Origin of the sequence: Paraclostridium sordellii (assembly GCF_000953675.1) — a bacterium.
In the GTDB taxonomy this organism is placed as follows: domain Bacteria; phylum Bacillota; class Clostridia; order Peptostreptococcales; family Peptostreptococcaceae; genus Paraclostridium; species Paraclostridium sordellii.
This window is the reverse complement of the sequence record NZ_LN679998.1, coordinates 3230071-3243049: the sequence shown is the minus strand read 5'-3', so window position 1 is coordinate 3243049 and position 12979 is coordinate 3230071. Positions and strand designations below refer to the sequence as shown.

The 12979-nt window shown below is 26.3% G+C and carries 14 protein-coding genes; 11 read left to right on the top strand and 3 right to left on the bottom strand.

Going from position 1 to position 12979, the window contains the following annotated elements; translation table 11 throughout:
- The first annotated feature begins 71 nt into the window (after positions 1-71).
- From ATCC9714_RS15685 to ATCC9714_RS15665, 5 genes are all read left to right on the top strand, one after another.
- The gene (locus ATCC9714_RS15685; RefSeq protein ID WP_021126996.1) at positions 72-413 is read left to right on the top strand and encodes a zinc ribbon domain-containing protein YjdM; all 342 of its coding nucleotides are present in this window, start codon (positions 72-74) and stop codon (positions 411-413) included.
- A 222-nt stretch (positions 414-635) separates the two neighbouring features.
- Positions 636-1355, top strand: a complete 720-nt coding sequence (locus ATCC9714_RS15680) for a DeoR/GlpR family DNA-binding transcription regulator (protein WP_021126995.1) — start codon at positions 636-638, stop codon at positions 1353-1355.
- A 37-nt stretch (positions 1356-1392) separates the two neighbouring features.
- A complete protein-coding gene (locus ATCC9714_RS15675) occupies positions 1393-1719 on the top strand; it encodes a CGGC domain-containing protein (RefSeq protein ID WP_057545823.1) in 327 nt (108 codons plus the stop codon).
- Between the two features lie 156 nt (positions 1720-1875).
- Entirely contained in the window at positions 1876-2493 is a 618-nt protein-coding gene (locus ATCC9714_RS15670) for a DUF488 domain-containing protein (RefSeq protein ID WP_021126993.1), read from the top strand.
- Between the two features lie 26 nt (positions 2494-2519).
- On the top strand, positions 2520-2966 hold the full coding sequence (locus ATCC9714_RS15665; protein WP_057545824.1) for a DUF7832 domain-containing protein: 447 nt from the start codon (positions 2520-2522) through the stop codon (positions 2964-2966).
- Between the two features lie 113 nt (positions 2967-3079).
- Here the strand turns inward: ATCC9714_RS15665 and ATCC9714_RS15660 are convergent, their stop codons facing one another.
- Both ATCC9714_RS15660 and ATCC9714_RS15655 read right to left on the bottom strand, forming a co-directional pair.
- Positions 3080-4054 carry an L-threonine 3-dehydrogenase gene (locus ATCC9714_RS15660; protein WP_057544087.1) on the bottom strand — a complete coding sequence of 325 codons (975 nt, stop codon included), beginning with the start codon at positions 4052-4054 and terminating at the stop codon, positions 3080-3082.
- Between the two features lie 34 nt (positions 4055-4088).
- A complete protein-coding gene (locus ATCC9714_RS15655; protein ID WP_057545826.1) occupies positions 4089-5297 on the bottom strand; it encodes a glycine C-acetyltransferase in 1209 nt (402 codons plus the stop codon).
- Positions 5298-5558: 261 nt separating this feature from the next.
- On the opposite strand from ATCC9714_RS15655, the gene ATCC9714_RS15650 reads away from it, so the two are divergent.
- The 6 genes from ATCC9714_RS15650 (at position 5559) to ATCC9714_RS15625 (ending at position 12106) form a co-directional block, all read left to right on the top strand.
- Positions 5559-6215 carry a YitT family protein gene (locus tag ATCC9714_RS15650; RefSeq protein ID WP_057545827.1) on the top strand — a complete coding sequence of 219 codons (657 nt, stop codon included), beginning with the start codon at positions 5559-5561 and terminating at the stop codon, positions 6213-6215.
- A gap of 329 nt (positions 6216-6544) precedes the next feature.
- Positions 6545-8029, top strand: coding sequence for a phytoene desaturase family protein (locus tag ATCC9714_RS15645; protein WP_057545828.1), 1485 nt, complete (start codon positions 6545-6547; stop codon positions 8027-8029).
- 526 nt (positions 8030-8555) lie between these two features.
- A complete protein-coding gene (locus ATCC9714_RS15640; protein ID WP_057545829.1) occupies positions 8556-9587 on the top strand; it encodes an efflux RND transporter periplasmic adaptor subunit in 1032 nt (343 codons plus the stop codon).
- Entirely contained in the window at positions 9580-10260 is a 681-nt protein-coding gene (locus tag ATCC9714_RS15635) for an ABC transporter ATP-binding protein (protein ID WP_057545830.1), read from the top strand. The genes ATCC9714_RS15640 and ATCC9714_RS15635 overlap by 8 nt, the downstream gene beginning before the upstream one ends.
- A gap of 3 nt (positions 10261-10263) precedes the next feature.
- The gene (locus ATCC9714_RS15630; protein ID WP_057545831.1) at positions 10264-11493 is read left to right on the top strand and encodes an ABC transporter permease; all 1230 of its coding nucleotides are present in this window, start codon (positions 10264-10266) and stop codon (positions 11491-11493) included.
- Between the two features lie 10 nt (positions 11494-11503).
- Positions 11504-12106, top strand: a complete 603-nt coding sequence (locus ATCC9714_RS15625) for a hypothetical protein (RefSeq protein WP_057545832.1) — start codon at positions 11504-11506, stop codon at positions 12104-12106.
- Between the two features lie 77 nt (positions 12107-12183).
- Here the strand turns inward: ATCC9714_RS15625 and ATCC9714_RS15620 are convergent, their stop codons facing one another.
- A complete protein-coding gene (locus ATCC9714_RS15620; RefSeq protein ID WP_057545833.1) occupies positions 12184-12909 on the bottom strand; it encodes a tRNA 2-thiocytidine biosynthesis TtcA family protein in 726 nt (241 codons plus the stop codon).
- Positions 12910-12979 lie beyond the last annotated feature (70 nt).

The following is a 12979-nucleotide window of genomic DNA, read 5'->3' as shown; positions in this document are numbered from 1 at the left end:
TGATAAGACTATGATATTATATATAACTATGAAGAGATAGAAATTTAAATATGAACGGAGGAATTTAAATTATGGAAAAATTACCAAATTGCCCAAAATGTAATTCAGAATATACTTATGAAGATGGAAGTCTTTTAGTTTGTCCTGAATGTGCTTATGAGTGGAGTCCAGAAGATTCTAAGGAAGAAGAAGTAGTTATAAAGGATGTAAACGGAAATGTTTTAAATGATGGAGATGCGGTTACAGTAGTAAAAGATCTTAAAGTAAAAGGAAGTTCATCATCTATAAAAATAGGAACAAAAGTAAAAAGTATCCGTTTAGTTCCAGATGCAGCAGATGGACATGATATAGAGTGTAAAATAGACGGATTCGGAGCTATGAAATTAAAATCTAGCGTAGTTAAAAAAGCATAATTTTTTATTAATTAAATAAAAAGCACTAATCTTTTGATTAGTGCTTTTTTTATACTTACGTATTTATATAAAGTATCACGCTAAGAATTAACTTATAACGCTACCTTATATCTAAAACATTATATTTTTAGTATAATATAGTAGTTAAAAAGAATCAATAAAAAATAATAATAAGTAATAATAAATAATAAATAAATAGATTTTAAATTTGAGGTGAATTAATTGTTTTTAGAAGAACGATATGAAAAGATTATAGAGATAATTGAAGAAAAAGGCAGAGTAAAAGTAAAGGATTTATCCAATCTATTTTCAGTAACTGAAGATTGTATAAGAAAAGATTTAAAGGAGTTGGAAAGTAGAGGTCACTTAAAAAGAGTCTATGGTGGTGCAATAGCTCAAAGAAATCATATTGAAATTAAAAAAGTAGAGGAAAGAAAGTATATAAATATAGAGGCAAAGAAATCAATAGCTTTAAATGCTATAACGCTTATAGAAGATAAAGATGTAATATTTCTAGATACATCAACCAACAACCTTGAACTTGCTAAAGAATTAAATAAAACAAATAAAGATATTACAGTAGTTACAAATATGATAGAAATTGTACTAGAATTAAAAAGGAATAAAAATATAAAAATTATTTTAATAGGTGGCGAATTTAACAAAGAAGTTGAAGCTATAGTAGGAGCTGCAGCTGATAGATATATTAGAAAATTTACTTATGATAAAGCTTTTATAGGTTTATGTGGAATAAATAAAGAAACTGGGTATATAAGTACAGTGAACTTAGAAGATGGTAATACTAAAAAAACGATAATTGAATGTTCAAATAGAAATTATTTAGTTATGGAAAATGAAAAGTTCAATTATGATGAATTTTATAAGTTTGCCACATTAGATGAAATAACAGGTATAATAACTGAAGGTGGTATAGTAAAATAAAGTTACATCAAATTTAATACATAAGGAGAGATGATTTATGAATATAGCTATTATGGCATGTAGAAAACTTTCGAACAAATGTAGTGGAACGGGGTGTTTTAATGCCTATAATAACTCCCAAGATGCATTTGAATGTTATAAAGATGAAAAACCAATACTTAAAAGTTTTTTCTATTGTAGTGGGTGTAAAAAAATGATATTTGAAGATGAAGATTGGGAAAATAAAATAAATCAACTTAAGAGAAATGATGTAGATGTAATACATATAGCGTTATGTGCTAAAGTTGAATGCAGAGATTATGATAAGCATGAAATACTTTTATCACAAGAAGGATTTAAAGTTATACATGGAACACATAAATAAAAGCTTATAATATAATATTACAAATAAATTAAAGTTAATATATTATAGCAAATTTTTTATAATTAAAAATAAACTTATATAAATTTGGGAAATATTAAGTTAGATATACTTTGTTATCGTAGTTCTTAGATGAAAATGTGCTTACGAGGTGATTATATGGAGATATTTACAATAGGACATTCGAATTATCCTTATGAAAAGTTTATAAGTATGATAAAAAAATATGATATAAATTGCGTAGTAGATATAAGAGAAACACCTTATTCTAAATATAATATTCAGTATAATAGAGAAGCTTTTAAAGAAAGTCTTAAAAAAGATAATATAGCTTATATATACATGGGAAATGAATTTGGAGCTAAAAGACAAACTAAAGAATCCTATAATGAAGAAGGATATGCAGACTTTACAAAAGTTATAAAAGAGGATATTTTTCTAAAAGGAGTAGAAAGACTTAAAAAAGGGATTGAAATGGGGTATAAAATTGTTTTATTAGCTGCTATGCAAGACCCAATAAGATGTCATCGAAGTATAATGTTAGGAAGATATTTAAATCAAAATGGATTTAATATTAAGTATATATTGCATGAAGGCAATCTAGGAAATCAAAATGATATAGAAGAATCTTTACTTAATAAGTACTTTATAGATAGAAATCAATTGAGTATAGATACCTTATTAGGAACTTCAAAAACTAGAGATGATATGATTGAAGAGGGATATATGTTAGCTAATAAAGAGATTGGTTATAGGACAGAAGATATAGGTAAATAGTAAATTTTATTAGGGGAGAATAGAACATGATAATTGATAGTATGGATTGGCATTATCGAGATAATTATCCAGATAATTTAGATAAATTACATGCAGCTACACATATAGGAATATTTTTAGGATGGATTATAGAAAATAATTTAGAAAGTGAATTTTTAAAAAATATTCTAAAAGAAGATATAGAAAATTTCAAGAAACGTAAAATAACAGGTAGACAAATTTTCTTAAATAAATGTAATAGAGTCTTAGATGATAAATTTATTGATAAAAAAGCTTTAGAATTTACTTTAGGATATTACTTAAGTAGTAGGGAAGATTACTGTCAATATATAGCTGATTATAATGAGGTATTTAAAGATTATAACTTAAATTCTTCATATGAAGTAGAAGATATATGGGAAAATTATTATAAAATGTTTTCTATGATAGATAAAAGATATAATTATTATAAAAATGAGATAAATAAAGATTAATTTAAATACTATATTGATGAAAGATTTAGAGATTTTTTCATCAATATAGTATTTTTACATTGTACATTTTAAGAACTTATTAATTAACTTTATTATACAAAGGATTTATTAAATTAAGCGTCTTGTAAACTACCTTTATTAACACCTTTTTCACATAATTTTTTTAGCATATCTTCAGTCATTTTACTTAAATCATATTCAAACTTAAATCCCCATTCGTTTATAGCACAACTTGGATCTATAGAATTCGGCCAAGACTCAGCTATAGATTGACGAACTGGATCTACATTATATCCAAAATCAAACTCTGGTATATGTTTTTTTATTTCAGATGCTATTTCCTCAGGAGAAAAATTCATAGCTGTTATATTAAATGCATTTCTATGTATAAGTTTAGAGCTATCAGCTTCAAGTAAATCAACAACAGCTTGTAGAGCATCAGGCATATACATCATGTCCATCTTAGTTCCTTCAGCAATGAAAGACTCATATTTTTTATTTTTAAGAGCTTCATAGTATATATCAACAGCATAGTCAGTAGTTCCACCACCTGGAGGTGTTACATAAGATATAAGTCCAGGGAACCTAACACTTCTTGTATCTACTCCAAATTTACTGAAATAATAGTCAGCTAATAATTCCCCAGCTACTTTTGTTACACCATACATGGTATTTGGTCTTTGAATTGTATCTTGTGGAGTTAAATCTTTTGGAGAATTAGGGCCAAAAGCTGCTATAGAACTAGGAGCAAATAAAGTTGCTTTAGTTTCCTTAGAAACTTCTAGAGCATTAACCAATCCTCCCATATTTAATTTCCAAGCAAACTGAGGTTTTTGTTCTCCGACGGCTGAAAGTAAAGATGCTAAGTGGATTATAGTATCTGCATTATGTTCCTTGGCCAATTTTCCCATAGCATCTATATCCATAACATCTAAAGTTTCAAATAAGCCATCAGATACAACTGAACTATTTTCCATAACTCTTATATCTGTAGCTAAAACATTGCTTTTTCCATATTCATTTCTAAGTTTTTCAGTTAATTCAGAACCTATTTGACCTAAAGCACCTGTAACAAGAATTTTTTTCATAAATTTACCCCCTACAAATTAAAAATAGTATGTTTTATATAACACCTAATTCTTTCCCTACTTTTTCATAGATAGAAAGTGCACTATCTAGCATTTCTTTAGTATGTGCGGCTGTTGGCATATTTCGAACTCTTCCAGTTCCTTTTGGAACGGTAGGAAATACTATAGATTTGGCGTAAACTCCTTCTTCAAATAATCTTTTACTAAAAAGTTGAGTTTTAGATTCATCACCTATAATACAAGGTGTTATCGGTGTTTCGCTATTTCCTATATCAAAACCTAATTTTTTTAATCCATCTTTAAGATAATTTCCATTTTCCCATACCTTGTTAACTAAAGATTCATCTTCCATAAGTAGGTTAATAGATTCAGCACAAGCAGCAGCAGCTCCTGGTGTTAAAGATGTTGAAAATAAGAAGGGTCTTCCTCTAACTTTTAGCCAATCAATTAAATCTTTAGAACCAGCCACATAACCTCCTACAACTCCTATAGCTTTAGATAGTGTACCTATTTGGAAATCTACTTTATCAGATAGACCGAAATGTTTACAAGTTCCAGCACCTTTACCTGTTACACCAGAACCGTGAGCATCGTCAACATAAGTTATCAAATCAAATTCTTCAGATATTTCAACTATCTCGGGAAGTTTTGCAATATCTCCATCCATAGAGAAAACACCATCAGTTATAACCATTATTTTTTTATATAAACCACTTTCTCTAGCTTCCTTAGCTTTATTTCTTAAATCATCCATATTAGAGTGTTTGAATCTTATTATCTTAGAACCAGATAATTTACATCCATCTATTATAGATGCATGGTTAAGCTCATCTGATAAAATTGCATCATTTTTATCCATAACTCCCTGTATAGCACCCATATTGCAATTAAATCCAGACTGAAATGCAATAGCAGCTTCTGTACCTTTAAACTTAGCGATAGTTTCTTCTAATTTATCGTGAATATCCAAGGTTCCATTTATAGTTCTTACAGCACCAGCACCAGCACCATACTTCTTTGTAGCAGATATAGTAGCATTTACTAACCTTTCATTTGTAGCTAGTCCAAGATAATTGTTTGAAGATAGATTTATAAGATTTTTCCCATCTATAGTTATTATAGGTCCGTTTGAACTTTGAAGAGAATCGATTTTATTGTATAATCCCTTAGATTTTAAATCATTTAAATTTTCATTTAAGAAATTAGATAAAGCTTTGTTTTTAGCAGTGGTATCAAAACTCATATATTATCCCCCTAAATTTAATTATTATACTAATATAATTTTAAGTTTCTAAATTAACAAATGTAAATAATAATCGAGAATCAAATAAATATAAAAAAAAACAAAAACAATCAGCAAATATCATAAATATAAAATAAAAGATATAATAGTAAAAAAATTATGTAGAATATTAATATTTTTACTATTAAATTTATATAAAGTTTGGTATTCTATTAATTGCTTTTTAAAATAAATATGACAACGAAAGAAGGAAATCGCATCATGACCAAATTTAATTTTTTGAAAGGTTTAAAAGAGTATGGGGTTGTAACTATAGGTGTAATTTTAGTTGCAGTTGGAATTCAATATTTTTTCGCTCCTAATAATATAGCTGGTGGAGGGTTAAGTGGATTAGCACTTATAATAAACCATTATTTTCCTAAGTTTTCTATGGGAACTATAATTTTTATAGGCAATTTAATATTATTTACAGTAGCTTTTATTTTGATAGGTGGAGATTTTGGATTAAAAACAATATATGCAAGTTTTATGTTATCAATAGTTATAGATTTCATGGATAAAATAATGCATTCAACAGCTTTAACTACAAATTTATTATTGGCTGTTGTATTGGGAACTATAGTAACGGCAATAGGTTTAGCTATGGTATTTGCAATAAATGCTTCTACAGGGGGAACAGATATACTAGCTAAAATTTTAAATAGATATTCAACACTTAATATAGGAGTATCCCTTCTTATAGTTGATCTTTTTGTAGCCATAGTAGGTGGATTTACATTTGGGTTAGAGAAAGGCTTTTATTCTATGTTAGTTATAGTTTTAAATGGATTATTAATTGATAGAGTTTTAGAGAAAATAGAAAAGAAAAGGTCAGAAAAAGAAGAAGAGAAAGAGTCAGAGTTAAAAGAAGTAGCATAAATATTTAAGCTACTTCTTTTTTATTTAAATTGATAACTTCTTAAAATATTTCAAATTAGTTATTTTTAGATAATTATATTGAACTAATTAAAATATAAAATTATTTAGGTTAATATTAAGGATAAAATTGATAAAGTAAATTAAAATTTTCCTGGGAAATATTATATACTCTAAATTCATTAAAATACAAAATTCTTAATAATGGTGGTACTTGGTATGAATTTTTAATAAAAAGACATTTTAGTTATAAACTTAATTATGTTAGAAATCATATTATAATCCTCCGATATAATGGAAATAATATCTAACTATAAGAGGAGGGAATATATATGAAAGATGTTATTATAGTTGGAGCAGGCATCGGAGGTATTAGTACTGGGATTAGACTATTAAAAAATGGATATAAAGTCACTATAATTGAAAAGGAAGATAAGATTGGAGGTAAATTAAATCAACTATATGACCAAGGTTATAAATTTGATTTAACTGCGTCAATACTTATGACTCCTCAAATATATATAGAACTATTTAATTACATAAATAAAGACTATACAAATTATATTGAGTTAATAAAATTAGATACCATGTATAGAGTATTTTATAATGATAAAAGCACATATGAATTTTATAGTGACATAGGTAAGACTATAAAATACTTAGAGAATATGGATACTGATTTATCAAGAGGGTATTTGAGTTTTATTTCAAACTCTTATAATAAGTATACAATTTCTAATGAAAATTTTTTGGAGAAACCAATGGAAGAATTTAATGATATGGTGAATTTTAATAGTATGAAAAAAATACTTAAAATTAATCCGGTATTAAATTCTGCTAAATATATAGCAAATTATATAAAAGATGAAAAATTAAAGAATTACTTAATTTTTCAAACTATGTATATAGGAATAGATCCATATAGGTCATCTAATTTATATACATTAATTCCTACTATTTCACAGGTATATGGACTTTGGTATATAAAAGGAGGGATGTATTCGTATATTAAAGCTTTAGAAAAAGTATTTTTAGAGATGGGTGGTAATTTATATAATAATACTAATGTTAAAGAGATTATAATAAGTGAAGGTCTTGCAAAAGGAGTAGTTACAGATAAGGGTATATTTAGGTCAAATATGGTGATTTGCAACTCAGATTTTCCGTATACTGTTAATAGTTTAATAAATAAGAAAGAAAATAAGGATGGATATACACATGAAAAAATTAAAAGTTTAAATTATTCATGTTCCACGTTTATCATATACCTAGTCCTTAGAAGAAAGTATAAAAATTTAAAAGTACATAATATTTATATAGGTAAAAACTTTAGAGAAAATATACAAGCACCTTTTATAGGTAATATACCAAAAGATCCATCTTTATATATTTACTGTCCAAGCAGAGTTGACAGTAGTATATGTAAAAATAATGAAGAGATTTTAAGTATAATCTTAAGAGTTCCTAATCTAAGCTATAAGGAATTTATATGGGATGATAAATTAGTTAAATTCACTAGAAATAAAGTTTTGAAAACATTAAAAAATATTAGAGGAATGGAAGATATTGAAGAAAATATTTTGTATGAAAGTTATTTAACTCCAAAAGATTTAAAAGACAAGTTTAATTCTTTTTATGGAACTGCTTTTGGAATAGGTCATAATTTAAATCAAATAGGTTACTTTAGACCTCATATGAAATCAAAAAGTGTAGAAAACTTATACTTTATAGGTTCATCAACTCATCCTGGTAACGGAGTATCTGTTGTTATAAATGGGAGTAAATTATTAGTAGATGAGATAATAAAAAACAGCTAACTATAATAGTTAGCTATTTTTTATTTAATAAGATTAGTAAAAACATCAAATAAAATTTAAATCTTAGGAAACGAACCTAAACAATTTTTACTTTTTAAGTTAACTTAATTGAAATTATTGCTGTCACACTATACAGACTTCAGATTAGATTCGAATAGTTTAGATTTAAAAGTTTGCTAAAACAAAAAATTAATTTAAAAAAGTAATTTTAATTTTAAGCATAAAATAAAGTGGGTTATTTTAAGTGGCTAGCTATAAAAGAACATTAGATACATAATATGCTTTTATTAAAATTAGAATTACTTTATAAGAATGCTAACATAAAAAAACAAAAAAAGGTAAAAAATGGACTCAAATAAGGTTTTTAAGGAGTAAAATGATGAAAAAGTAAATCTTACTCCTTAAAAAAGACATCTTAGTCCATTTTATTAGGAGTGGGCTTTTTTATATGTTAACATTGAGTTCAAATAACTTGATGGTAATCTAATTATATAAATAAGTAAAATCAATAAACGAGGAGGTAAAAATGAAGAAAAAAAGTATAGTAGTAGTTGTAGCAATAATTCTAGTATGGGTAGCAATAATTGGTTTTTTCGTGATAAAAAGTAAACAAAAAGAAAAATCAGAAGAACAAAATATAAAAAAATATACTATACCTGATGAAAAGAGAACTTTTTTAAATGGAGTTGTAGAACCTACTAAATCTAAAGTTTTTTATAAAGATGCAACAAAAGGTGAAAATTATACAATTAATAAGGAAAATGGAGAGTTTGTAAGTAAAGGAGCATTACTTATAACATACAAAAATGAAGAGACATCAAATCAAATTACAGTTCTAGAAGATCAAATTAAAGAGCTAGAAAAAGAAAAAAATAACTTAAATAAGGTATCAAATCAATCAATAGAAAGTCAATTAATAGAAAAAGAACCAATAGAAAATCAAATTAAAAATACTAAAAAGGAATTAAGTAAACTTAAGAAACAACAATATTCATATGAGTATGCACCTTTTGCAGGCATAGTATGTATATCAAATAAAGAACAAAGTGGAGAAAATCAATCTTTATTGAAACTTAGAAGCAAAGATTTATATGTAAAATCTCAAGTTTCTGAAAGAGAGTTAAAAAATATATCTAAAAATCAACCTGTAGAAGTTTTGATTTTAGCTAATGATAAAAAAATTAATGGAAAAATAGATCAAATAGTTACGGAACCAGAAGATCAAATTAGCTCAGTGGGAGAAAGTACAACTCCAATGATAGCAAACTATCCAGTTACAATAAAACTTGATTCACAAGATGATGTGGTTAATGGATATCATGTTCAAGCTAAGGTTAAATCAGATAAAAAAGAATTGGAAATACCTACAACTGCTATACAATCTGAAGGTGATAAAAAGTATGTGTATTTAGTAAAACATAATAAATTAGAAAAAAGATTTATACAAACAAAAGGTGATAAAGGTAAATTTACAATAGTATCATCAGGCTTAAAGGAAAAAGATGAGATAGTTGAAAATGCCAATAAAGATATGAAGGAAGGTCAAGAAGTTGAGTAAAATTATACAACTTAAAAACATTCAAAAATATTATAAAGTTGGTAAGTCTAAGCTACATGTTTTGAAATCATTAAGCCTGGATATAGAACATGGAGATTTTGTAATGATTATGGGTAAATCTGGAAGTGGAAAAACAACACTATTAAACATATTAGGATTCCTTGACAGTTTCGATGATGGAAATTACATATTTAATGGAGAGAACGTTACTAATTTGAGTGAAATTGAAAGATCTCATTTTAGAAATAAAAATATAGGATTTATATTTCAACAATTTCACCTTATAAATAATCTAAATATATATCAAAATATTGAATTACCACTTCTTTATGATAATAGATTTGGTAAAAAAGAAAGAATAAAAAAAGTTAAGGACAACCTGGATATGGTGGGATTATCAGATAAAATTAATCAATTTCCAAATGAATTATCTGGAGGACAACAACAACGTATCTCTATTGCAAGGGCATTGATTAACGACCCACAACTTATTTTCGCAGATGAACCTACAGGAGCGTTAGACACCAATACTAGTAATGAAATAATGAATATATTAGAAGGTCTAAATAAAGAAGGAAAAACTATAATAATGGTTACTCACGACCCAGATCTTGTAAAGTATGCAACAAAAGTTGTCTATTTAAAAGATGGTATATTTACTGAGGAGGTCTAGTAAATGAGTATAAAAAATTTAATAAAGAGTTCACTGTTGAGTTTAAGAGCAAATAAGCTGAGGGTTTTTTTGACTATGATAGGGATTATTATAGGGATTAGTTCAGTAGTAGTAGTTTTAGCGATGGGGGATGGACTTAAAGCTAAAGTATCAAAAGCAACAGGAAAGACAAATGCAAATAAAGTTAAAGTAGTTTTTAGACCTGAAAACTTTGAAGCAGATATATCATCAATGGAACCTTTTTTAGATTCAGATATATATGAAATAAAACAGATTGAAGGAATAGATAAAGTTGAAATATCAAAAGAAGAATCATCTGGGTTTGGAGATATAGTATACTCAGATACAAACTTCCTAGGAAAGAAAGCAACAATTTCAGCTACTGCTTATGATGATAAAAGTAGCAATCCTTTTTCTAGTGAAAAGCCTAAAAATGTTTTAGAAGGAAGATATTTTGAAAAAGGTGATGAAAAAAATGATGTTATAGTTATAAGTTATGAAAATGCAAAAACTTTATTTGAAGACCCAAAATTTGCAGTAGGAAAAGTAATTAGTTTAAATGGGACAGTTTTTGAAATTATAGGGGTATTAGAAAAGTCTGATAGTCTATTTTCATTTGGTGAGGATTTGATACAAAAATCTTCAATAGATAGGATTAAAAATTTAGAAAATAAAAGTAAGAAAAACCAAATATCATCATTAGATATTTTTATAGCTCCTGGATATGATTTTGATTCGGTATCTAAATCTGTGAAAGAGTCTCTTGATAAGAAACATTCTGATTTAGATGGAACTTATGAGGTAGTTAATCCAGGAAGTACAACTGAAGCATTTACCAAAATAATTTCTAGTATAACAATGTTTATTACTTTTATAACAGCTATATCTTTATTTGTGGGAGGTATAGGGGTTATGAATATTATGTATGTATCTGTTACAGAAAGAAAAAGAGAAATAGGAATAAGAAGGGCTATAGGAGCTACACCAAATTCGATAATGTTACAGTTTTTATTTGAAGCTATATTTGTAACATTATTGGGAGGATTATTGGGTATTTTAATTGGATTTTTACTATCACAACTAGCAGGAATGTTTATGCCTTTTAAACCTGTAGTTACAATAAAAACTTTTTTAGGTGCATCATCTACATCAATTATTGTAGGTATTATATTTGGTATTATACCTGCATATAAGGCATCTAGATTAGACCCAATAAAAGCTATTTACAATTAGGAGGGAAATTATGAATAATTTAAAAGTTTTAATAACACAACCTAAAGAATATTTTAAAGTAATGAATGGATATGGAGAAAAGAAAGAACCAATTAAACTAAGATATTTATTTGGATTACTTATTATTGTTTCATTAATCTATATTACTGTACAAAGTTCTATGGTTCCAGAAAGTTTATCTGTACTAAATGAGTTAGCTAGTGATTATAAAATTTTACTATATATGTTGATAGCAGCATCTTGCATATTTTTTACATTAGTAGGAGCTTGGGTATGTGTTAATGTACTATACTTATTTACTAAAATTTTATTAAATGCATTTGAAGGTAGATCAATAGAAGATAAAAAATATTTTAAAAATCTTTTATATGTTAGATATATAATTACATCAATAGTTACTATAGGTTTATCAATTATATTAGGCTTAATTATAAAGGATAAAACTTACTATAATATTATTTCAAGTATAAATGATTTATTTATAAAATTTTGGTCAGCATATATGTTGTATGGGATATTAAAATATTATTTAAATACTGTGAAGATACAAAAAATAGTTCCTACTGTATTATATATATTTACTATAATAGGATTTGTTTGTAATTTAATTTAAATAATAGGATAGATAATTGTATTTAAAATTTATATAAGGAATCTATAAAAAAAATTTAGGACTCTTAATTAAGAGTCCTAAATTTTTTTTATAGATTCCTTATCCCATATAAATAATTGCTCAGAGTTATTTAGAGATTTAAATAAATTTCTTTTAACATTAGGGATATCCACGTTAAGTTTTTGAATAAGTTCTTTTATATTTTGTCTATTTGTATGACCATCAGCAGGGCATGGATTTTTTATAACAGGATAATTAAAATCTTTAGTTGCCTTTTTTGTCATGTATTCATCTATATACACCATTGGTCTTATTACAGTAATACCTTGTCTATCAAGATAAGTTTTAGGTGAAAAACAACTAACCCTGCCTTCATAGAACATAGACATTAAAAATGTTTCAACTGCATCATCTTTATGATGACCAAGTGCAACTTTATTACAACCTAATTTTTTAGCATTATCATTTAAAGCTCCACGTCTTAAGTTTGCACATAAAGAACAAGGATTTTTTTCTTTTCTAATATCAAAAATTATTTCTTTAATATTAGTTTGTATTTCATGAAACTCAACCCCTAAATTTGAGCATAAATCGTATAACGGAGAGTTATCAACTCCTCCAGGATTTAGTGTAATAGCAATAATATCAAATTTTTGAGGTGAAAATTTTCTATAATTATTTAAAATATGAAGAAGTGTTAAACTATCTTTACCACCAGATAGGCCTATAGCAATTTTATCTCCATCTTGAATCATTTCAAAATCATTTATAGCTTGTCTCGCTTTGCTAAGTAATTTTTGCATTGTATATTCCTCCAAGAATATATAGTATTTACTAAAAAACTATTATATCAAACTAAAATTACTATAACAA